Source organism: Autumnicola aciditolerans (assembly GCF_041679265.1).
Taxonomy (GTDB): Bacteria; Bacteroidota; Bacteroidia; order Flavobacteriales; family Flavobacteriaceae; genus Autumnicola.
Genome location: NZ_JBGFSM010000004.1, coordinates 219541 through 242763 on the forward strand (window position 1 = coordinate 219541; position 23223 = coordinate 242763).

General features: G+C 40.9%; 21 protein-coding genes. 6 read left to right on the forward strand and 15 right to left on the reverse strand.

Translation table 11 applies throughout. The features are described from left to right. Positions 1 to 27: 27 nt before the first annotated feature. From AB8M93_RS05735 to AB8M93_RS05760, 6 genes are all read left to right on the forward strand, one after another. Complete coding sequence (locus tag AB8M93_RS05735; RefSeq protein ID WP_072552879.1) at positions 28 to 891, forward strand: sigma-70 family RNA polymerase sigma factor; 864 nt, start codon at positions 28 to 30, stop codon at positions 889 to 891. Positions 892 to 1112: 221 nt separating this feature from the next. Next, a complete protein-coding gene (locus AB8M93_RS05740) occupies positions 1113 to 1982 on the forward strand; it encodes an SDR family oxidoreductase (protein ID WP_373056618.1) in 870 nt (289 codons plus the stop codon). Then, positions 1982 to 3415, forward strand: a complete 1434-nt coding sequence (locus AB8M93_RS05745; RefSeq protein WP_373056619.1) for a phytoene desaturase family protein — start codon at positions 1982 to 1984, stop codon at positions 3413 to 3415. The genes AB8M93_RS05740 and AB8M93_RS05745 overlap by 1 nt, the downstream gene beginning before the upstream one ends. Before the next feature lie 86 nt (positions 3416 to 3501). Beyond that, positions 3502 to 3912 (forward strand): BLUF domain-containing protein, encoded by a 411-nt coding sequence (locus AB8M93_RS05750; protein ID WP_373056620.1) that lies wholly within the window; start codon positions 3502 to 3504, stop codon positions 3910 to 3912. Positions 3913 to 3954: 42 nt separating this feature from the next. After that, positions 3955 to 4617, forward strand: coding sequence for a ribulose-phosphate 3-epimerase (rpe, locus tag AB8M93_RS05755; RefSeq protein ID WP_373056621.1), 663 nt, complete (start codon positions 3955 to 3957; stop codon positions 4615 to 4617). Then, positions 4604 to 5584: a YpdA family putative bacillithiol disulfide reductase gene (locus AB8M93_RS05760; RefSeq protein WP_373056622.1), complete on the forward strand. Its 981-nt coding sequence runs from the start codon at positions 4604 to 4606 to the stop codon at positions 5582 to 5584. The genes rpe and AB8M93_RS05760 overlap by 14 nt, the downstream gene beginning before the upstream one ends. Positions 5585 to 5631: 47 nt before the next feature. On the opposite strand, the gene AB8M93_RS05765 is transcribed toward AB8M93_RS05760, so the two are convergent. The 15 genes from AB8M93_RS05765 to AB8M93_RS05835 form a co-directional block, all read right to left on the reverse strand. Next, the gene (locus tag AB8M93_RS05765) at positions 5632 to 7095 is read right to left on the reverse strand and encodes an aldehyde dehydrogenase family protein (protein ID WP_373056623.1); all 1464 of its coding nucleotides are present in this window, start codon (positions 7093 to 7095) and stop codon (positions 5632 to 5634) included. A 230-nt stretch (positions 7096 to 7325) separates the two neighbouring features. Further along, the gene (locus AB8M93_RS05770; RefSeq protein ID WP_373056624.1) at positions 7326 to 7685 is read right to left on the reverse strand and encodes a hypothetical protein; all 360 of its coding nucleotides are present in this window, start codon (positions 7683 to 7685) and stop codon (positions 7326 to 7328) included. Between the two features lie 267 nt (positions 7686 to 7952). Next, entirely contained in the window at positions 7953 to 8315 is a 363-nt protein-coding gene (locus AB8M93_RS05775) for a hypothetical protein (protein WP_373056625.1), read from the reverse strand. 410 nt (positions 8316 to 8725) lie between these two features. Continuing rightward, complete coding sequence (locus AB8M93_RS05780; protein ID WP_373056626.1) at positions 8726 to 9400, reverse strand: bifunctional 4-hydroxy-2-oxoglutarate aldolase/2-dehydro-3-deoxy-phosphogluconate aldolase; 675 nt, start codon at positions 9398 to 9400, stop codon at positions 8726 to 8728. A gap of 161 nt (positions 9401 to 9561) precedes the next feature. Then, the gene (locus AB8M93_RS05785; protein WP_373056627.1) at positions 9562 to 10587 is read right to left on the reverse strand and encodes a sugar kinase; all 1026 of its coding nucleotides are present in this window, start codon (positions 10585 to 10587) and stop codon (positions 9562 to 9564) included. A gap of 173 nt (positions 10588 to 10760) precedes the next feature. Next, positions 10761 to 11765 carry a class 1 fructose-bisphosphatase gene (fbp, locus tag AB8M93_RS05790; RefSeq protein ID WP_373056628.1) on the reverse strand — a complete coding sequence of 335 codons (1005 nt, stop codon included), beginning with the start codon at positions 11763 to 11765 and terminating at the stop codon, positions 10761 to 10763. 24 nt (positions 11766 to 11789) lie between these two features. Continuing rightward, positions 11790 to 13028 carry a tagaturonate epimerase family protein gene (locus AB8M93_RS05795; protein WP_373056629.1) on the reverse strand — a complete coding sequence of 413 codons (1239 nt, stop codon included), beginning with the start codon at positions 13026 to 13028 and terminating at the stop codon, positions 11790 to 11792. A gap of 13 nt (positions 13029 to 13041) precedes the next feature. Next, complete coding sequence (locus tag AB8M93_RS05800; RefSeq protein WP_373056630.1) at positions 13042 to 13848, reverse strand: SDR family oxidoreductase; 807 nt, start codon at positions 13846 to 13848, stop codon at positions 13042 to 13044. A 10-nt stretch (positions 13849 to 13858) separates the two neighbouring features. Continuing rightward, positions 13859 to 15055 carry a mannonate dehydratase gene (gene uxuA, locus AB8M93_RS05805; protein ID WP_373056631.1) on the reverse strand — a complete coding sequence of 399 codons (1197 nt, stop codon included), beginning with the start codon at positions 15053 to 15055 and terminating at the stop codon, positions 13859 to 13861. Between the two features lie 60 nt (positions 15056 to 15115). After that, the gene (locus tag AB8M93_RS05810; RefSeq protein WP_373056632.1) at positions 15116 to 16027 is read right to left on the reverse strand and encodes an alpha/beta hydrolase; all 912 of its coding nucleotides are present in this window, start codon (positions 16025 to 16027) and stop codon (positions 15116 to 15118) included. Between the two features lie 9 nt (positions 16028 to 16036). Further along, complete coding sequence (locus AB8M93_RS05815) at positions 16037 to 16372, reverse strand: cupin domain-containing protein (RefSeq protein WP_373056633.1); 336 nt, start codon at positions 16370 to 16372, stop codon at positions 16037 to 16039. A gap of 216 nt (positions 16373 to 16588) precedes the next feature. After that, positions 16589 to 17692: a pectate lyase gene (pelA, locus tag AB8M93_RS05820; RefSeq protein WP_373056634.1), complete on the reverse strand. Its 1104-nt coding sequence runs from the start codon at positions 17690 to 17692 to the stop codon at positions 16589 to 16591. Between the two features lie 6 nt (positions 17693 to 17698). After that, positions 17699 to 18472 (reverse strand): rhamnogalacturonan acetylesterase, encoded by a 774-nt coding sequence (locus tag AB8M93_RS05825; protein ID WP_373056635.1) that lies wholly within the window; start codon positions 18470 to 18472, stop codon positions 17699 to 17701. After that, on the reverse strand, positions 18469 to 20373 hold the full coding sequence (locus AB8M93_RS05830; protein WP_373056636.1) for a pectinesterase family protein: 1905 nt from the start codon (positions 20371 to 20373) through the stop codon (positions 18469 to 18471). The genes AB8M93_RS05825 and AB8M93_RS05830 overlap by 4 nt, the downstream gene beginning before the upstream one ends. 43 nt (positions 20374 to 20416) lie before the next feature. Next, the gene (locus AB8M93_RS05835; protein WP_373056637.1) at positions 20417 to 23221 is read right to left on the reverse strand and encodes a right-handed parallel beta-helix repeat-containing protein; all 2805 of its coding nucleotides are present in this window, start codon (positions 23219 to 23221) and stop codon (positions 20417 to 20419) included. Positions 23222 to 23223: the final 2 nt, after the last annotated feature.

Here is a 23223-nt window from a genome sequence, read left to right on the forward strand (position 1 = left end):
TCATATTAAAATCCAAGGAGAAGATAGATGAGACAACTTAAAATTACGAAGCAGGTTACAAATCGTGAAACTGCCTCGCTGGATAAGTATTTGCAAGAAATTGGTAAAGTTGATTTAATTACTGCCGATGAAGAGGTGGAATTGGCTCAGCGAATAAAGGCGGGTGATAACCGTGCTTTGGAAAAATTGACCAAAGCGAATTTACGTTTTGTGGTTTCGGTTGCAAAACAATATCAAAATCAGGGATTAACACTGCCCGACCTTATTAATGAAGGTAATTTAGGACTGATTAAAGCTGCGAAACGTTTTGACGAAACACGAGGTTTTAAATTCATTTCTTACGCGGTATGGTGGATTCGCCAATCGATATTGCAGGCCCTTGCCGAGCAATCCCGAATTGTGCGTTTACCGTTGAACAAGATTGGTTCTATTAACAAGATCAATAAAACTTTTGCTTTCTTAGAGCAATCTCACGAACGCCCACCGAGTGCGGAAGAAATCGCCAAAGAACTGGACATGACCATTAATGACGTTAAGGAATCTATGAAAAATTCCGGTCGTCATGTATCTATGGATGCTCCTTTAGTGGAAGGTGAAGATTCCAACCTTTACGATGTATTGCGTAGTGGGGAATCTCCAAATCCTGACAAAGAATTACTACATGAGTCCCTTAGAACCGAGATTGAGAGGGCTTTGGAAACTTTAACTCCGCGTGAAGCCGATGTAATTCGACTTTATTTTGGCCTGGGAGATCAACATCCTATGACTTTGGAAGAGATTGGCGAGACTTTTGATCTTACACGTGAAAGGGTTAGGCAAATTAAAGAAAAAGCCATAAGAAGATTAAAACATACTTCCAGAAGTAAGATTCTTAAAACATACTTAGGATAAGATATTTAAGATGACAACAGTTTAGTGCCGGAGTGATGACCGGTATGAAAATAACTGTTCGTTTTTTGATTGATGAATGACCCCGGAGTGATGACCGGGGTTTTTTCTTTTAAGCATATTCCTTTTTGTAACTTCAACACAAGCTAAACATGTGTTAATCAACTTCATTCTGTTTATTTTTTCTACAATTTCTATGTATTTTTTCCTCTAAAATTGCCAATATGGAAGAAAGGAAGAAAATTTTAGTCGCAGGGGCATCCGGTGCCCTGGGCTTTGAAATTGTAAAATTCATGAGCGAGAAGGGATATGAACTTAGAGTACTTACCAGATCTGATGAAGGAGCAAAAAAACTTGCCCCATACTGCAATGATATATGGCAGGCCGATGCCAGCAAAGAACCTGCTAAAATTGAAAATATTTCAGCAGGAATAGATACAGTAGTTTCGGCATTGGGCAATAGTGTAAGCCTTTTTACGCCAAACAAAGAATCCTTCTATGAGATAGATTATCAGTCTAACAAAAACCTTCTCCAGGATGCCAAAAAGAATAATATAAAACGCTTTGTTTACATTTCCATTAAAGGAGCAGACAGCAATAAAGACTATACCGTAGCCAATGCACATAAGCTTTTTGAACAGGAACTAAGGGCGTCTTCTATCCCGCACACTATTATTAGACCGGTAGGTTTCTTCTCCGGAATTCATGATCTGGCCATTATGGCGAAACGTAATGTGATCCCGGTAGTGGGAGATGGCAGCGCTAAAACCAATAGCATACACCATAAAGATTTAGCCAAAGTGGTAATACGTTATGTAGATTCCGGACCGGAATTAATTGAAGTTGGCGGGCCAAAAATACATACCCGGCTCGAAATGGCAGAAATGATAAAAGAAGCCATTGGCGGCAACATCATTAAAATTCCGGAAATAGTTGCAGATGCAGGGCTTGCCATGCCAAAATTCTTCGAGGATTTTCATGACAAACTGGATTATTTCAAGTACATTACTACCAGGGACATGATTGGTGAATCATACGGCACCACAACCTTTAAAGAATATTTGAGTAACCTGGATAAAAATCAGCTGCCTTAATGAATAGTACTTATGACGCGATTATAATTGGTAGTGGATCAAATGGTTTATCGGCAGCAATTCAACTTCAGCAGAAAGGTTTAAGAACTGCTGTTTTTGAACAGGCGTCCATTCCGGGAGGGGCCACAAAAACTCTAGAGGTAACCCTGCCGGGCTTTAAACATGACATTGGATCTGCAATTCTCCCGCTGGGCTACGCTTCACCTTTTCTAAGAGAATTGCCACTGGACAACCATGGCCTGGAATGGATATTTCCCAAGATTCCCTATTCCCATCCATTTGCAGACGGCTCTGCATTTTCCTGCTACAATGATCTTGATAAGACCGCAGCACAATTTCCTGAAGACGCACAGGCATATAAAGATCTTTTTGAGCCCATTGTAAACGACTGGTCAAAAATTGAAAACAACCTGCTAGGCCCGTTGAAGTGGCCGAAGCATCCCCTTAAATTATCTAAATTTGGGATAAAGGCTTTTACATCTGCCCATAACCTGGTTAATCATTATTTCAAAAACGAAAAAACAAAAGTGTTTTTCTATGGTTCAGCAGCACACTCTACCCTTCCATTAACCGCCGTTGCATCTTCTTCTTTTGGTCTGGTATTAACAGCTATGGCCCATAAATATGGCTGGCCATTTCCTAAGGGAGGTGCCGGCAAATTTATTGAAGCCATGCTTTCTTACTATAAATCTTTAAATGGCGAGATCTACTTAGATCAAAAAGTGACCAGTATAAAGGATCTACCAGAGGCAAAGGCCTACCTGTTTGATTTAACACCAAAACAGCTCCTTGAAATAGAAGGAACTAAATTTACATCCCTTTACCGGAGAAGAATGGAGAACTATCAATACGGCGCGGGAGTTTTTAAAATGGACTGGGCCCTGAGTGAACCCATCCCTTGGACCAATCCAAAATGCAGGAAATCTGGCACCGTACACCTTGGGTTCAGCCAGGAAGAACTGGAAAGGTCTGAAAATTCCACACATCACCACAGTACCAATAAAAATCCGTATGTTTTACTTGCCCAGCATTCCATCTTTGATTCCACTAGGGCTCCGGGCAATCAACATACGGCGTGGGCTTATTGTCACGTTCCAAATGGGAATCTAAGAGATTACACCAGAGAAATTGAAATGCAAATAGAAAAGGCCGCTCCTGGATTTAAAGATTGCATCCTGGCAAAATCTACTATGAATACTCGGGCTTTAGAAAACTTTAATCCAAACCTTGTGGGCGGAGATATTAACGGGGGTAGCCAGGATATTACCCAGCTGTTCAACAGGCCGGTTACCAGACTCTCCCCCTATTCCACTCCAGATCCAAGGGTTTATATTTGTTCATCTTCCACACCTCCCGGCGGCGGAGTGCATGGAATGGGAGGTTACAGTGCTTCACAAAAGGTTCTTCATGACCACTTTAGAAAATATTACTAACTCTATTAATATGAAATAGAACTTTTCCTTTTGAACAATTCCTAAAATTTTATATTTTCGGAACGACTAACCATAAAGTTTTTGAAATGAGTCATGCCATATGTTATGTAAGTACCGCGAATCCGGAGTTAAATGATGAGGATATTGAAGAAGTGCTTAACTGGAGTAAAAATTGGAATAACAGCCATCAAATTACAGGCATTTTGTTATATTCTGAAGGTAATTTTTTCCAGGTCCTGGAGGGAAAACATGATATTTTAACTGACCTTTTTCAAAATATAAGAAAAGATAAAAGACACCACAGCTTAATTAAAATATTCGAAAAAGAGATCAAAAAAGAAGCCTTTACCGAATATGAGGTCGATTTTGTATCGGAAAGAACAAAATTTAATGAAGAGGCACTTAAATTCTACCTGGATAGTATCCAAAATCTGGACGCCACTTCACAAAAAGTTGTAGAGAACATGTTGAACGCACTCATATTTTCTAATAGATAGTTTTATTCTTGTTACTTTTGTTGTTGAAATACAACAAAAGCTATGACAAAAAAATTGATCGCCCCTTCACTTCTTGCTGCCGATTTCGGAAATTTACAGCGGGATATTGAACTGGTGAACAACAGTGATGCAGATTGGTTTCACATAGACATCATGGATGGTGTTTTTGTTCCCAATATCTCTTATGGAATGCCGGTTCTTGAAGCTATTTCCCAACATGCCACCAAACCGCTAGACGTTCATCTTATGATTATTGAGCCGGACCGATATATAAAGCGATTTGCAAAACTTGGTGCAGCTCACCTTACCGTGCATTTTGAGACCTGCACCCATCTTCACAGGAGTCTTCAGCTAATTAAAGCTGAAGGAATGAAAACAGGGGTGGCTATAAATCCTCATACCAATGTAAGCTTGTTGAAGGATGTGATTTGTGATATTGATATTGTCCTGCTCATGAGCGTGAATCCCGGATTTGGAGGACAAAACTTTATTGAGAACACTTTTCATAAAATAAAACAACTTAAGGATCTAATATCTCAAAACAATGCTGGCACTCTTATTGAAGTGGACGGCGGGGTAACAGATGAAAATGCTTTACAACTGGCACAGGCGGGGGCAGACGTGCTTGTGGCAGGCAGTTTTGTATTTAAATCTAAAAATCAATTAGAAACCATTAAAAACCTCAAGCAACTTGCCAACTCCTGAAAAAATCTACGATATCATTATTATTGGCGGCGGCCCTATTGGCATTGCCTGCGGCCTGGAAGCTGAAAAGAAAAATTTAGATTACCTTATCCTGGAAAAAGGATGCCTGGTAAATTCTCTTTATCATTATCCCACCAACATGACTTTTTTCTCTACTTCAGAAAAGCTGGAACTGGATAATATCCCCTTTATCAGTAATAATCCAAAACCAAAGAAAGCGGAAGCACTGGAATATTACAGAAGAATTACCACTTCAAATCAATTGGACATCAATTTATTTGAAAAGGTTAATACCGTAGAAAAAAAAGAGAATAAACTTTTGCAGGTTACTTCTGAAAAAGGAACCTATTTAGCACATAATGTTATAGTTGCCACTGGCTTTTATGACATTCCAAATTACCTGAACATCCCCGGAGAGGAGCTGCCAAAAGTATATCATTACTACAATGACCCTCATTATTTTGCCACTCGTAAAACGGTTGTGGTGGGTGCCAGTAACTCTGCTGTAGATGCTGCACTCGAAATATTTCGCAAAGGCGGGGAAGTGACCATGATTGTAAGAAAGCCTGAAATTGGACGGCGGGTTAAATATTGGGTGAGGCCAGATATTGATAACAGGATAAATGAGGGTAGTATCAAGGCTCATTTTAATGCCAGGCTTCTTGAAATTCGGAAAGACGAAGTGGTGATAGAGACACCGCAGGGGAAACAAAGCATGGAAAACGATTTTGTACTGTTAATGACAGGTTACCGCCCTAATTTTAAGTTCCTGGAAGACATTGGAATTAAAATGTCTGATGATGGAAGGAAAATCCCGCAGTACAATCCACAAACCATGGAAACTAATGTAAATAATGTTTACCTGGCAGGAGTGATTTGTGGAGGTGTGGACACCCATAAATGGTTTATTGAAAATTCCAGGATTCATGCAAAGATGATCATGGAACATATAACCACAAAAAATTAGGCATCAGTAAAAACTGACGCCTAATTTCATTTATGTAATATTTGATCTTATGCGAAAGGAGCGTAATCCCGCGGTTCATGTTGTACGGTAATCCACTGCAGGCGGGTAAATTCTTCTAAAATAAAATCCCCATTAAAACGGCCTATTCCTGAACCTTTTTCTCCTCCAAAAGGGGCATTAGGTTCATCGTTAACCGTTTGGTCATTAATATGAATCATCCCGGTTTCTATTTTCTTGGCAAAAGCCACCCCGCGTTCTGTGTTTTTAGTAAACACTGCTCCACTTAAACCATAATCTTTGGAATTGGCAATTTCTAAGGCTTCTTCTTCAGAAGAAAATCTAATCACTGGCGCTACCGGGCCAAAGATTTCTTTATCAGCTATGGGCATATTGTCTTTAACATTGTCCAGAATGGTAGGCTCCAGAACATTTCCTTCGCTTTTACCACCAGTCCTTATAATTGCTCCCTGTTTTACACTTTCGTTAAAATCTTTCGTAATCCTTTCCACCTGGTCATGATCAATTAGCGGACCTATAACAGTGCCTTCTTCCGATGGATCTCCGCTTTTTAGATCTTTGGCTTTTTTTACAAATTTTTCTACAAATTCATCAGCCACTTTTTCATCTACCAAAAAGCGATTTGTGGACATACAAATTTGTCCCTGATGCATAAATTTACCAAATAAGGCAGCATTTACCGCATTATCAATATTGGCATCATCAAGAACCACAAAAACATTGTTCCCTCCGAGTTCAAGAGAAACCCGTTTTACAGTTTCCCCTGCCAGTTTTCCAATATTGCGCCCAACAGGCGTAGATCCTGTAAAGGAAATTAATTTAGAGATTGGATGCTTCACAAAATAATCACCAATTTCTGATCCTCTTCCAACCACCACATTAAATACACCTTTTGGCAGCCCTGCCTCTTCAAAAATCTTTGCTGCCAGTAGTGCGCCGGTTACAGGGGTTTGTGAAGCTGGTTTTAAAACAATGGCATTTCCTGTAGCTATAGCAGGGGCGATAGACCTCATTGATAAGTTTAGCGGAAAATTCCAGGGACTAATAATTCCAATAACCCCCAATGGTTTACGATAGGCACGGCTTTCTTTACCCGGGGTTAGGGAATCGAAAATAAACCCATGCATGCGGGTAGGAAAAGAAGCAGATTCATTCATAATTCCAAGCGTGATCTGTACCTCCACTTCTGCTTTTACACGTGTACTTCCGGCTTCTTTAATTAGCCATTCCACTACCTCGTCTTTCCGCTGCTTTAAAATCTGCACTGCTTTTTGAATTATTTCAGCCCTTTTTTGGGGCAGCTCTTTACCCCAGCTCTTTGCAGCTTTTTTTGCAGCTTCATGTGCAGCGTCCACATCATTTTGGCTTGCCCCAATTGTTTTATTAATTACCGAATTATTATATGGATTATGATTTTCCACTTCTTTGCTAGAGCTTCCTTTTACCCATTCGCCTCCAATAAATTGTAAATCTAGATTTTTGTATTTCTCCATAACTTTTTATTTTCAAGTTAGAGAAATCTACCTACCCTCCCAACAAACAAGCATTAAATAAAACCAAACCCCTTCTTAATTCGCTATTAATTTAAGTATAAAACCCCTATTATGTCTTAAAAGAGGGCTTCTTACTTCCAGAATTAATTACGAATTAGAACTTGAGAAATGTGAAGCCTTTGGATTTAATTTTGAAATTAATTATTTACCGGATTCCGGTTAAAAGGAGTTTACATAACAAATACCTCCCCGGAAGCTGAAAAATTATTTCTTTTTATAAGACTGGCATAAAATTCCAAATCACCTCTTGCGGTTTTAAATTTTTCCCCCAGCCAATCCGGAGCGCGTTCCAAAGGAAAATTATAAACCTGTATTTTAGGATAGGATTTTCTGGATTTAGACCGATTTATTCCTATTTCAACCATCTTCTTTTCAGGGTTATAATAAACATATTTAGCCAGAAAATTATGTTTAACAAGCTCGATAAAATTCTGAGAAAGTTCGTTGCTTTCCTCACATTCCTTAATGTAATTCTTAATAAGGTTTTTTAAAGATTCTTTAATCTCCCCTTCTTCTAAATACGCTAGCATATCTTATAAATTTTGATTAGTTAGAGAGCAGAAATTAATAAAAAATTCTCTTAAAAAATAGCGCAAATCACTATAAAACAATTATTTATGAGGTTATTAAAAACTACTTGTTTTGATATTGCTTTTTTATAATTTTCTAATTTAAAGTCCTTTTTATTCTCTTCCTGCTAATAAGAGTAGGAGTATATTTTCTTAAAAGGATTTAAATTGCAAATAAAAAGCGGCCTATATATTATAAGCCGCTTTTCCTTAAGATTATTTAAAGAACTATTGCAAAAGGACTACATCTGCAGAGTTTGTAACCTTATTATTATTAAGCAGCCTGCCATAGAATTCCAGGTCGCTGCTTTCTTCTTTGCAGGAATTTGCTACCCATTCTTCTGCAGAATTCAGGGAGAATTGGTAAACCTTTAATTCTGGATAGACCGATGTGGAATCCGGGACTTCAATCCCTACTTCTACCTTTTTTGCTTCCTTATCATAAACCACATATTCTGCAAGAAAATTGTGTTTTATAAGATTAATAAATTCAGAAGATAATTGCCCGCAGTTTTCACAATCTTCCACATATTGCTTTACCAGCACTTTTAATGATGCTGCTATTTCGTCTTTATTTAAATATGAAGCCATATAATTTGCTTTTTTGTTATGATGGTAAAAATATTGCTTCCCTACACATTGAAAAACATTTTAAGCAAGGTTTAACTTCAATCATTAATAAATTCGTAAAAAAAACTTCTGATTTATGGTGAAATTACTTTTAATTTAAATACCGAAGGAATTTAAAATGAAGAATAATTCAGTCTTATTATATTTCAGGAATTTCAGTTTCTGTTCCTTTTTTTTCTGCGGAAAGCTATGCGGAATGTATGGTGGCTATAACCTCTGCAGCCCTGAACAACTTTTTTCTTTCATCTTCTATTTTGTTATCCCAATTTTGCCCGCAAATCCACCTCAGCTTGTGCCGCTTTGTTATGAAATTTTTGCAGTCCCGGAAAAGTACGTTAAATGAAGTGCCGAAGGTGAAATTACTAATTAACCTAGCTTCTCCCAAAGCTCTTAATAATTGCTATAGTCGCTTTTACTTTTTCACCAATTCCTTTAAAGTCATACGTTCCATCGTTCTTCTTCTGAAAAAGTTTAGAACCAATCCCCACACAATGCACTCCGGCATCAAACCATTCTTTCAGGTTTTCTTGCGTAGGGCTTACTCCGCCCGTGGGCATGATACTGGCCCATGGCAGCGGACCTTTTACCGCCTTTACAAAAGCAGGCCCTCCCACCTGGCTGCCCGGGAAGATCTTTACCACTTCAGCACCCAGTTCTTCCGCATAAGAAATCTCCGTAACCGACCCACAACCCGGCATCCACGAAACTTTCCTGCGGTTACAGGTTTTGGCCATTTCCGCATTAACAACAGGAGAAACAATAAAATTCGCGCCCAACTGAAGGTATAATGCCGTGGTGCCGGCATCCAGGATAGAACCTACGCCCAATATCATCCCTTCCAGATTTTGAGTAACATACTTATTGAGTTCCCCAAAAACTTCATGGGCAAAATCCCCCCGGTTGGTAAATTCAAATACCCGGGCTCCACCATCATAACAGGCCTTTACTATTTTTTTACAAATTTCCAGGTCTTTGTGATAAAACACCGGTACTAAACCGGTTTCTTTGGTAGCCTGGGCTACTTCTATTCTAGTAAATATTGCCATTAACTATCTTTTAAAAAACAATTTCAAACTTTAAGCTTATCTCAGAAAAACCACTTTCTCAATTCAGCAATTCCGCACGATTGCGTTTCAAATTTTTCAGGCTCTGTATTTTATTGTAAGACCTACAAGGTTTTAAAAACCTTGCAGGTCTTTTCTCAATCTTATCTTTTGATCCTGCCCCCGGTACTGCCCTCAAGTACTTCCAGCACTTCTGCTACACTTACCAGGTTTGCATCCCCTAAAATAGTATGTTTTAAAGCACATGCCGCATTGGCAAAGCCTAAGGCTTTTTTATCATCAAAGTTTTGCAACCCATAAATAAGGCCTGCCGCATAGGCATCTCCGGTTCCGATCCTGTCTACCACGCTGGTAATTTCCAGTTCTTCGGTTGTAAGATATTCTTTCCCGGTCCAGGCCCTACCGTATATCTTCTGCCAGGAAGCGCTTACTCCTGTTCTTACTTTATCGAAGACTTTCTCAATATTAGGGCATTCCTCCATCAGCTTTTTGGCAGCGGCAATAAAACCTTCTTCTTCAAAAGAAAAGTCGGTTCCCAAGATTTCATTGATCTCGTTTACCCCGCCAATAAAAATGGTGGAAAGACCGGTGAGTTCCTTTAGAACTTCGTGGCCGTCTTTTCCATATTTCCAAAGGTTGCTGCGATAGGCAGGATCTGCCGTAATTGTAATTCCTTTTTGATTTGCGATTTCAAGGCCTTCTTTTAAGGTTAAATAAGCACCTTCTGAAATGGCCGGAGAAATCCCTGTCCAGTGCAGATAACTGCAATTGGCGAGAACACTTTCCCAATCCACCTGTTCCGGTTTAATATTGGCAAAAGCACCGTGCAAACGATTATACGCAATTTTTCCGGGGCGCATGGAAGAGCCGACTTCCAAAAAATATAATCCTAAAGGATGGTCGACCTTGTTTACTGCAGAAACATCTATCCCAAACTGCTTCATCGCAGCTAAAGCGGCATCTCCAACGAGATCATTCGAGACATTGCTCACCTGCTGTGTTTTCAAACCGAAATAGGAAAGCGAAGCGGCAACATTCATTTCAGTCCCGCCAAAAAAGAAATCTATTTTATTGGATTGCTGTAATTTGCAGTTTTCTGACGGGGATAATCGCATAATCACTTCTCCATAAGTGACCGTTTTTCCTTTATCTTTTTCCTGTTCCTGCATTAAATTTTTGGATATATTTTAAAACTAAGACTTAGATGAATCTGCTACTAATATATCCATATTTTTATTGTTATACCTCCAATACGGGTTTACTGCAAATTCCTGTTCATTTGTATGAGCTAGGAACATAGGCTAATGCTTACACATACTTAGATTTTTCAATCGTGCTGCTTTTATCCTTCTTTCATAAAATCTTCAGCCTTCTCCACCATATCCTTATTTCCGCAGAAAAAAGGAACCCTTTCATGAAGCTCTTTGGGCTCTAAATCCATTATTCTCCTATACCCGTCTGAAGCTTTTCCGCCGGCCTGTTCCGTTAAAAAAGCCATAGGATTACATTCATAAAGCAATCGAAGTTTTCCGTTGGGGGAAGTAGTACCCTGGGGATACAGGTATATTCCACCCAATAGCATATTCCTGTGGAAATCGGCCACCAGCGAACCAGTATATCTGGAGGTAAAAGGACGCTTATCCTGTTCATCTATCTGCTGCACCCACTTGATATATTTTTTAACACCGGCAGGAAAATGCACATAATTTCCCTCATTTACGGAGTAAATATTTCCTTTCTCAGGAAATTTAATTTGTGGATGGGAAAGAAAAAAGGAACCAATTCCCGGGTCGAAAGTAAATCCGTTTACACCATTTCCGGTTGTGTACACCAGAATAGTAGAAGTCCCGTAGATTAAATAACCTGCGGCAACCTGGTTTTTTCCGGGTTGCAGAAAATCTTCCATGGTCACGGTGGTTCCGGTTTCAGAAATTCTCCTGTAAATACTAAAAATCGTGCCTACGGTAATATCCACATCAATATTGGAAGATCCATCCAACGGATCTATAAGGACAATGTATTTTGCTTCTTTATGAATATCATCTTCAAAAGCGAGATAATCTTCCAGTTCTTCCGAAGCCAGGCCACAAATCTCCCCACGGTTTCGCAAGGTGCTAATAAATACTTCGTTTGCCATAACATCCAGCTTGGCCTGGGCCTCACCCTGCACATTTTCTTTACCGGCTTTACCAAGAATTTCAGCCAGGCCGGCCTTGTTGATTTGCTGATTAACCACTTTTCCAGCCAGCCTTATGGAGCTCAGCAAAGCGCTTAATTCCCCCTTGGCGTATGGAAAATCCTTCTGATTTTCAATGATAAATTCTCCAAGTGTAATGTGTCTGTCCATAGATTTTGCTTTTAAGATGCCTGGTTAAGAAGGAAAAATATTCTTTAGATGGCGTTCATAAAGATTGTAAGTGACGTTTTCTTCTATTTTGGTGCGATGTTTATCCAATAATCCCTGAAAATTGTCTTTTTCAGCAGCCAATTTATAGGCGCAGTGCAATAATTGCCTGAAATTGGGATTATAAGAATCTGATTTTTGATCGTGGCGCAAGGCATCTGCAAATTCTTTTCCGCTGGAAAAACCGTCTGCGGAAGGCAAATTACCTTTATCTATAGAAAGTACTTCAGCATAATCCCTGGTAAGCTCATCATAACGCTCTAAAGCTTCCGCATATATTGCTTTTGCAAATTTAAAAGCATCGCCTTCACTTTCGGCAAGGCCAATTAATTCTTCCAGCCAGGTGGTGCCTGCGGTTTTAAGATGAAGCCCGGCATCATGTTTTTTGATAAGCTTCTGCATTACGGGATAAATAGAAAATTTATCGCTGCCACTATGCACGCTGAGTTTAAGGTTCTGCGGAAGGCCGAACTCTTTCACGGCATACTTCAGCACTAAAAGATCTTCTTCAAATTCTTTTTCAAACTGCTGAAGATCTCCGCGGTAATCCACCCCTTTATTGAATTCGCCGGTAAACTTGGGCGCGATGGTATTTACCGGAACTTCATAAAAAGCCAAAGCGGCAAGAATAAAAAACAGTTCTACAGGAGTTTGAGGATTTTCCACCTCATCTATGGAAACTTCAGTAGAAAATTCTTCTGTTTTTTCTGAAGCGATAAGTCGGTAAACTTCTCCGGCTTTTTGCATGGCCAGCAGGAAATTGTCCAGCATTTCCTGAAGCTGCATTTTGGATATTTCTATTTTGTGTTCTATCCCGGGGATTTTAAAATCTCCCAGATATTTTTCAAAAAACTGCAGAAATTGCTGTTCTTCTTTTTCCGAAGCTTTTTTTCCAATAAAGTCGGCAACGTCTATGGTAAAAAAATCACTTACCGGCAGATAAGGCTCTACTGTTTTTAAACCAATATGATCGGCATCTACAAGATAATCCCCTTTATATTCCAGTGCTTTAACTGCTGCATCAGCCTCTTTTCTAACTTCGGGGGCTTTAGTGCCCACGGTTAAGTGTTCCCGGTTGGATTTATTCCACACAGGAATAACATTGATTCCTTTTTCCTGCATTTTAAGCACTGCCCTAAGCTGCGCTTTTCCTTCTTTTCCAAACCGGTCTCCGGTGCCGAACGAATATTTTCCTAATCTTGCCATAATACTCTAATTTTTATACTCCGCTAAAAGCGCCAAATCCTCCGTCTACCGGCACTACAACCCCGGTAACAAAAGAAGACTCATCCCCTGCCAGCCAGTTTGCGACGCCCTGTAATTCTTCAGGTTCTCCAAAGCGGTTCATGGGAGTTTGATTAATTATTGTTTGCCCTCTTGAGGTAAGGCTTTCATCTTCATTCAGCAACAAACTCCTGTTTTGCTCCCCAATAAAGAAGCCGGGAGCAATGGCGTTTACACGTATGCCATCGCCGTATTTTTGCGCCATTTCCACAGCCAGCCATTTCGTAAAATTATCTACGGCAGCTTTGGCGGCCGAATAGCCCATTACTCTGGTTAAAGCACTTTGCGCGGCCATAGAAGAAATATTAATGATACTGCCCTTCTTCTTTTCCACCATTCCTTTTCCAAAAATAATTGTGGGTAGCACCGTCCCTTTGAAATTAAGCTGACTAACCTTATCAAAATCTGAAATGTCAAGATCAAAAATGCTTTGTTCCGGAGTGATGGTGGCGCCTTTCATGTTTCCTCCCGCTGCATTCACCAGGATATCCACTGTACCGAATTCCTTTTCTATGGCTTCCCTGGCAGCGGTAAGCTTTTCTTTATCCAGGACATCTGCAACCAATGCTACAGCTTTTCCGCCGGCCTGCTTGATCTCCTGTACTTTTTCCTGCACGGTATCTTCGCTCCTGCCCATGATGCCGACTTTCACACCGTTTTTTGCCAGCCCCATAGCTATTGCACCCCCTAAAACTCCATTCCCACCGGTGACTACGGCTACTTTATCCTTTAAATTTCCCATTCTTATATGATTATTTTTCCAACGTGTTTAAAATTCCAAATTCGAGTCCGCGTAATTCGGCTAAACCTCTCAATCTGCCTACTGCGGAATAACCAGGGTAAAAAGGTTTCCCCTGGTCGTCCAGCATTTCATGGCCATGGTCTGGCCGCATGGGTAAAGGCTTTCCGTTATTTTTCTTCTGAAGTTCATAAAAATTCCTTACCAGTTTGTACATTCCAGCGCTTCCTTCCAGATGATTGGCTTCATAGAATCTTGAATTTTCCTCCAGCTGAACAGATCGTAAATGCACAAAATGAATCCGTTCAAAGAATTTTTCAATAATTTCAGGCATATTATTCTTTGCTGAAGCACCCAGACTTCCACTGCAAAAGGTGAGTCCGTTCGCATTCTGCGGCACCTCGGTGAAAATATATTCCAAATCTGAAGCTTTGCTCACCACCCTAGGCAGCCCAAGTACCGGCCATGGCGGATCGTCTGGATGAATCGCCATTACCACCCCGGCTTCTTCAGCTACGGGCACCACTTCTTTTAAAAATTCTACTAAATTTTCCCGTAATTTTTCTGCTGAAATCCCTTCATAATCTTTCAGGCCATTTCTTAGCTTTTCAAGGGTAAAACCTTTTTTATCGCCTGGAAGTGCCATTAATAAACTTGCCTTCAGCACCTCTAATTCTTCCTCCTTCATTTCAGCATGCTTTGCTTTGGCCTTTTCAACCATTTCCGCATCATAATCTGCTTCAGCATTTTCACGCTTCAGAATAAACAAGTCGAAAACAATAAGATCTTCCAGGTTATGAAGAAGCGCCGTACTGCCGTCTTCCAGCTCATACCTCACGTTGGTACGCAACCAGTCCAGCACCGGCATAAAATTGTAGCAAACCCGGGTAATCCCGCATTTTCCAAGGTTACGAAGGCTTTGCTTATAATTTTCTATATATTTTTCCCTGTCCGGCCGCGCCTGTTTAATGTGCTCATGCACGGGTAGGCTTTCCACTACGTTCCAGTGCAGCGGGAAAGGATGCTCTTTATTGCTGTCTTCCAACAGCTTTTTGCGTTTTTCTATTTCTTCAACCGTCCACACCTCACCTACGGGAAGATGATGTAAGGCGGTCACTACGCCATTTGCACCGGCTTGTTTAATGGTGCTCAAGCTAACTGGATCCTGTGGCCCATACCACCTCCAGCTTTGTTCAAATATATTTTTCATAAAATTCTTTCTGTTTTCAAAAACTATAAGTTACTAATTGTTTTTAAGAGTCCTGTAAATTCACTTGATTACCTGCTCCTCTTTAAGCCATTCTTCACATAATTCTTTCCACAGTTCTGTCAAATTTGAATCATTGCCAATTCCTATTGCGTGCTGCCCCTTCGGAAAAATATGCAGGCTCCCTTTTACCCCATTTTCTATCATGGCTTCATAAAACATAATACTATTTAAAGGGTTTACCACATTATCATTTTGCGCATGTACCAAAAACGCAGGCGGGGTATCGCTGGTTACCTGCAATTCATTGGAATATTTATTTAATAGTTCTTCGGAAGGGGATTCACCAAGAAAATTATCCCGGCTCCCTTCATGAGCATATTTCCCAAAACTGATTACAGGAGAAACCAAAACAAGGAAATCCGGCCTGAAAGAATATCCATTCAATGTATCATTTTCAATAACTGAAAAATCTTCGGAATGTGTTCCTAAAGTGCTGGCCAGGTGTCCTCCAGCCGAAGTTGCAAAAATTCCCATTTTCTCCGGATCAATTTTATATTTTTCAGCATTGGCCCTTATTATTTTCATGGTTCGCTGCGCGTCCTGGATAGGACCTTTATAACTGACTTCTAAATCTGGAGATGTGGGCAACCGGTAATTAAGCACAAAAGCTGAAATGCCCAGCGTGTTAAACCATTTTGCCACCTGGAAACCGCCCCAGTTATAAGTTAAGTGATGATAACCACCGGAAGGCAGGATTAAAACCGCAGCGCCTTTATTCTCTTCGGGGGCGGGAAGAAAAGTATAAAACCCAGGCTCCGAAACCTGCGTGATGCGTTGGTTTTCCTCAATCTGTTCCAGCTGCATACCTTTGGAATTTGGCATTTTTCCTGTGGGCCATATTTTGGTAAACTCCTGCGCCATGGCAAAGCCTGCCGTAAAAATGAATATAAATGCCAGAATTGCTTTTTTCATATCGCTCTCTTACAGAAAATCTTCTCTCACCGGACTAAAGACATCAATTAAAACTCCTGCTTCCAGGCATTCTGCACCATGTTTTAAGTTTGGCTGCACGAAAAATGTATCTCCTGTTTCCAGGATTTCCGACTTCCCGTCTATGGTGATTTTAAACTTTCCGGAAGCAACATACGAAGATTGCGTGTGAAAATGATCATGTACATACCCGGTCGCGCCTTTTTCAAATTTCACCTTTACCATCATCATTTGGCTGTTATGACCTGTAATCTTTCTGGTAATGCCTTCTCCGGCTTCTTCCCATGCCGATTGTTTTTCTTTTAAAAAAGTTTTTCCCTGTAGCATATTTTACTTTTTGAACTGTTTGTTTAATTACATCTGTTCATTTTTTTCATTCATGAAAAAACGAACCAAAAAAATCCAGGCTTACGAATCTTTATTGGGCCAGTATCTATTCTCTCTTCTCTTTCGGCAAAGCGGTCTTTGGTCTTTTTTCTTTCAGCCTGGCGGTCTTTAGTCTTTATTCTTATGTCTTTCAGCGAAGCGGTCGGTCTATGGTCTTCAATACTTCTTCTCCCATTCCGGGTAATCTTTTTTCAGTAATTCTTCGGCGTAATTGTCTATGTAATTATAACCCACACGACGCTCCTGCTCAATATCAGCAAGATGCTTTTTTATAATCCCGTCACGTCCTACAAAAATTGGGGTTCCTGTTTCAATATCATTAAACCTTCCCCACAAAGGCCCGCCTTCAGCATCCTTTAGCACTACCCGGTCAAAACCTTCAACATAAGTAGTATCTTTTACCCAAACCACTTTTTCTCCCATTACCTTATGCGCTTCAAACCACTGCACTGCACTTCTTATTGATTTTTTCACCTCACTGGAAGGATTTTCCAGCTTCAGCAAATATTCTACAATTCCCGCACTTTCCTTTCCGCTAAGCGACGGAAGCTCATAAGCCCTTGCTTTTGCCGGGCTAAAATCGTCCTTATCATGCTGCGCGCACCAGATGGTAAGTTCTCCATCTACTTTTACCTGGGTGGCCAAAATCACTTCAAGGCCTTTATCTATAGCTCTTTGCGCTTTCTTCCTGCGGCTGGCATCCACAAATGTGTAAGGTTTATTATTTTTGGCGATATTCCTCAGAAGCTCCATCACGCCTATCATCGCCCCATCGTTGTATGTGATATGCTCATAGTAGCCCTCTTTAATTGGATAAAATTGAGGCCATCCTCCATTGTCATACTGCGCTTTCAACAAATAATCCACCCCATCCAGGAAAGCATTTTTATATTTTTCTTCACCTGTGGCTTCAAAAACTTTGGACAGATACCTTAACTGGGTATGCGTGGCACCATTATCTATGGTGGTGCCCACATTTTCAGATTTTAATTTTCTAAGGCTGTCTTTTTGAGCAGAATTAAGCTCATCTGCCATGTCTATATTCTTATACCAGCCGCCATTATCATGCTGGTAGAGCAAAACATTGTCTGCAATACGCTGTGCCTCGGCAGAAGCATACCATTCTTTATCCTGGTGCTGTGCCTTTTCCCATAAATTTTCACCTTCCTGTGCTACTAACGGCTGTAGTATTCCAAACAGAAATGCCATACCTAAAATGGTAATTTTTAGGTGCCGGTTAAATTTGATCTTCTTTCCCATTTCTTCTTAATATTTCTTTATTAAATCTCTCTTTAAAATTTCAGGTTTTATAAATTCCGTTAAAGCCAGGCCCTGCTTTGCAATTTCCTGAAGGGCAAGACTTGCCACTATAGTTGCTCCTTTTTCAGATAAATGAGTATCATCATGGCGGCCGTCCGGTTCGTAGGGATCTTCTCCGGGCTCCAGGTGAAGATGAAGCTTTTTCGAATCTTCAGGGCCATAAGCGATTTCCAGCTGCTCGGTTAACAGCTGCATATCGATAAAAGGCACTTCAAGGTCTTTGGCGACCATACGGGTCACTGAAGGATATTCCCCGTGGGTATCCACAAGCGTTCCTTCTTCATTAAAATTCCTTCGCACAATGGAGCTCATTAAAATTGGAGTGGCTCCTTTTTCCCTGGCTTCTTTTACAAATTTTTCCAGATTTGCACGATACTGTGTCAACGGATTGGTGTACCGCTCCGGGTCCTTCACTTTCTGGTCATTATGCCCAAACTGAATAAATACAAAATCTCCGGGTTTCAGTTTTTCTTTGACTTCCTGCCAGCGGCCTTCAGTAATAAAATTCCGCGTACTGCGGCCATTTACAGCGTGATTCTCAATATTTATATCTGAAGTCATTAACTCCGGCAGCATTTGCCCCCAGCCATGTTCAGGATTTTTTTCAGGATCCTTTTTATCAGACATGGTGGAATCGCCTATAAGATATAAGGTTGGTTTTTGCTGTACTGAAACTGCCACAGAACAAAGGATGAAAAAGCAAAGAATAAGATTTTTCATTTTAAATCGGTTTTATTATTTACTGAAGCCCAGTACCAGTCCTTTTTACTGCTGAAAATGTTCTTTAGCGTATATTTCTCTACTTCCTTATCATTTAACTGATGGGACCATTCTACACGGGTATTTGGAGAAGCGCCCGGTCCGGAGTTGTTATATTCAGCATAATAAGCAGTCCTTTCTTTATTTGGAAACATTTCATCTCCTTTCCATGGATTCCAGCCTTCCGGCACAATATGTTCTCCTAATTGTGTATTGATAAAGACCGTTTTAGCATAAGGGCGCCAGGGCCTGCCCAGGTAAACTTCATTCACCCCTTCCGCAGCAATCAATTTGCAATTGATGAACACATACCCAAATTCCTGGTTTTGGGGAGTGGCCGCCGCCGTAACGTAAGAATTACGCAGACTTTTAATTGTGCAATTCTTAAAAACAGCCGTTGCTTCGCCAAAAATAAAGTCGGTCGTGCCTTCTATATAACAGTCAAGATAAAGTTGCCGGCTCCCTTCCGTAGCCGTGTAAATGGTGTCCTGACAGCCTAAAATATTGCAATTTTTAATCACAAACCGATCACCTTCCACATGCAGCGCCACCGCCTGGCCTTCGCCGCAGGAAGCATTTTTTATAGTTAGATTTTCAATTTTAATGTCATCGCCGCGTACCAATACCGTGTAAGAGGTAAAAGTGGAATGTTCTTTCCCGGTTTGCGGATTTACCTTTCCGGAGTAATCACTATTGACAATAATGGTCTTATCCTTATTTTCCCCTATTAGTGACAATTGATGTTTCCAGCTGGGGATTTCCATTTTTTCGTTGTAGGTCCCATTTTTTATGTAAATGATCACTTCGCCGGGTCCAAGGTCGCGGGTAGAATTGACGGCCTCCTGGATTTTCCTGAAATCGCCGGAACCATCCTGTGCCACAGTGATCTCCCGGTAAGCTTTTTTAGCCGAAGAGGAATTCTGCAAAACCTTATCTAAAAAAGACGTTGTTAAATTTAGCGTTTCTTCAAACCAGGGATGCATCAGCCAGAAGGAATGCGGCGAATTCTCCAGCGTATGGACTTCATAATAAATATTATTTTTCCCCAAAATTTTGGTCATATCGTCCCTTCCTGCGTGAAACCTGGGATAGGAACTGTTGATGAACAAGGTTGGTGGGGTATTTTCATCTACATATTCCAACGGGGAAGCCTCTTTCCAAAATTCTGGTTTTTCGGTTTTGGAACCGCCAAACCAGGTGGCCGCCATCCAGCCTTCTTCTGCTTCGGGATGGATAAAAGAAACTATTCCATCAATATTCACTATAGCCTGAATTTTATCTGAATAATTATTATTTTCTGTATTATACATTTCAGCATCAGGTGTTACGCCCAACAATGTGGCCAGTTGCGCTCCTGCTGAAGCTCCCAAAACCGCGATTTTATCAGGGTTTATATGATATTCTGCCGCATTTTGCCGCATCCATTTCACCGCGTCCTTTAAATCAAGAACACCTGTAGGGTAAGTAGCTTCAGTTCCCAGGCGGTAAGCAGCGGTTACGGCCACATAACCCTTATCTGCCAGGTGCTGCGCCATTACGCGCTCATTTTCCTTGCTTCCGGTAAGCCAACCGCCACCATGGATAAGCAAAACGGCAGGAAATTTTTGGCCATTCTCGGCCTTCGGCATATAAACATCGGCCTTTAAATCTTTTTCAGGTGTTTTTTTATAAATCACGTCTTCTTCAGCAATAATATCTTCAGAAGAAAGCGGCTGCACCGGACTAATAAACGGGTAATCCTTTTTTAGCTTCTCATAAGTTCCCTGGATGGTGTAGGGTTTTATTTCGTGCTCCTGGGCACGAATAGGAATAGCGAAAAAGCTAATTATCACCAGTATAATTAAATGGTTCTTTAAGTTCATTTTAATGCTGAATTCATTTTTTACCCGGCTTTTTAATTTTTAATCATGGCTGATAATACTCCATTGGTTCAGATTCCAGCGCCCCAAGGTCCGGTGCTTTTCCTGAGTAAGATTTTTCCAGCCTGATGCCCGCGTTTACCAGCTTACTTCCTTCCGCAGGACGCATAAAATTGATATCCGGCAGGCTGCCATCGCTTTTTCTTGGTGCCGCCAATTCTGAAGTATCCATTGAAACAAAATCATTCTTTGAAACAGTAAAATCCATCTGCCAGCTGTTATTTTTCACTTCTTCTATTTGGGCATTGTATTTCCCTAACTCTCCCAAAACCAGGCTGTTGATAATAGTGATTTTTTCGAGCCCGTTTTTTTCCGCGAAAGCAAGATTACGGCCATTCCCGGTGGCAGAGCAGTTAATTATGGATACCGTCCCGCGATTACTGTTATGATCAAACCCATCGCTAACATTATTTACAGCTATGCAGCGGTAATAGGAGGCATTATGCTTTCGGGTTTTATCATCGCTTCCGCCGGTTTTAAAACCGTTTCCATCGCCTTTTCCTTTAGTGCCGTCCTTTAAATAACCGTTATTGAAAGCCCAGCAATTTTCGTAGGTGGTTTTGATATTATCGGCTTCCCGAAGGTAACCGTCCCAGCCATCGTCCAGGTTGTTCCAGGCGCGGCAGCCAATAAATTTATTCCCCGAGCCAACATCCATTTTTACCGCGAAACCATCTGCGTTTTCCAGTTTGGAATCGGCGTTAAAAAAAGAATCACAATTCAAAATGGTGTTATTTGAAGCCCCGTCATCCAGCTGAAGGCCGGTATCGGCACATTCTGAAAAACTGCAAAATTCAATAAGGTTATTATTTCCTCTCACGTGCAGCCCGTTATCGCCGGCTTTGTAGAATTGAAGTCCTTTAATATGCCAGTTATCGGCTTTAAGCACAATTCCCTGGTGGGAAGAGTTTTCTTCCATTGCTGAAAAATCCAGCATGGGCCTTTCCCCTGAAGTATCACCAATGAGATAAATTTTTTTTGAAGCAGTACCGGAATCATTTATGTAAAGCCGCTCTTTTAGCGCATAATTCCCGGAATGGACAAAAATAGAATCACCTGGTTTTGCAGCATCAATTGCTTCAACCAACTGGCTGGCAGTACTAACTTCAACAAAGTTAACCGCCTTATTTTTTGACTGGACAGCAGCAGTTTTTTGCTGAATATCTTCTTTCGATATTTTACTTTCTGAAAAATCTATGTTTTTACTTTTTCCTAAAACCTGCACCGAAGCGCCTTTTTTATTTTTCTGATATTCAATTTCCTTCAACTGAACGTCTGCAGCATTATAGATAACCAGTGCCGGGCCGTTCTTCTGAAGGATTTTTACATTTTCGAGGTCAATATTGTTTGCATCAATTATCGTGATCCCTTCTTCAGTTTCAAAAATGGAATTTTTAAGCTGAACATTTTCCAGCTTCATTTCCGGCAACCCCATAAAAAAAGCTGCAGTATTAGAGCTTGTAGCCGTTATGTTCTTCATATAAATATTACGAAAGGAAGGGGTTTCTTCAGTAACAGGAACAATAGTTTCATCACGCTCTTCATCTGCCTCATCTTCATCTTCCTCTAAAATTGGAGAATTTCCCTGGTAAAAAAGGTTAAACCTGATGGCTTCCGTAGGAATGTTGATCATATCAATATCAGAAATATAGATATTTTCCACCACGCCCCCGCGACCCCTGGTGCTTTTAAACCTAAGGCCCACATCGGTCCCCATAAAAGTGCAATTGGAGACATGCACATTTTTCACCCCTCCGGACATCTCGCTGCCAACTACAAAGCCGCCATGCCCGTGGTAAACAATATTGTTCTTTACAATAACATTTTCGGTAGGCATTCCCCGTTTGCGCCCATCCTCGTTTTTACCCGATTTAAAGCAGATAGCGTCATCGCCCACATCAAAAGAATTGTTATAGATCACCACATTTTTGCAGGATTCCAGATCAAGCCCATCGCCGTTTTGCGAATACCAGGGGTTCCTGACAGTGAGATTGCGAAGGGTAATATCCTCGCTCATTAGCGGATGGATGTTCCAGGCGGGCGAATTCTGAAAAGTAGGCCCGTCCAGCAAAATCTTTTTACTGTTCACAATGCTCACCATCACTGGCCGCAGGAAATCTTTGACCGACTGCAGTTCTTCCTCTGAAACCTGGTCGGGAACATTAAAATTGGAGGTGTTGTTATAGCCCTTTTTTGAGCTTTCTGAAGGAAACCACATTTTTTCGTCCTCAGATAAAACCCCGCCGGATTCTACCAGATCGTCCCATTGGGAAGCCGTCATTTTTCCTTTCTTAACCGGCCGCCAGGCGCCGCCGCTGCCATCGATCACGCCTTTTCCGGTAATGGCAATATTTTCAACTTCTATAGCATTAATGGGCGATTCGTTGCGCACCGTATTTAAACCCTCAAAACTGGTTTTGGTAAGCTCATAATCGCTCATGTCTTTGCTGAAAATGATAAGCGCCCCGTCCTCAAGATGCAAATTAATATTGCTGCGGAAGTGGATAGGCCCGGTAAGCCACATCCCTCTTGGCACAATTACTTTCCCGCCGCCATTTTCGGCAACATCGGCAATGGCTTTTTTAAAAACTTCAGTGTTTTTCTGAAGTCCGTCGCCCACCGCGCCAAAATCGAGAATATTCACTTCATAATCCGAAAATTGCGGCTCCTGTATCCTGGGCATGCCAAATTCGATATCCTCATAAAGCCAATCGGTATTCTCCTGCGCGGTCAGAATTCCGAAGCACAAAAGCGTAAAAACCGACAGGAATATTTTAGTGAATGTTTTCATTC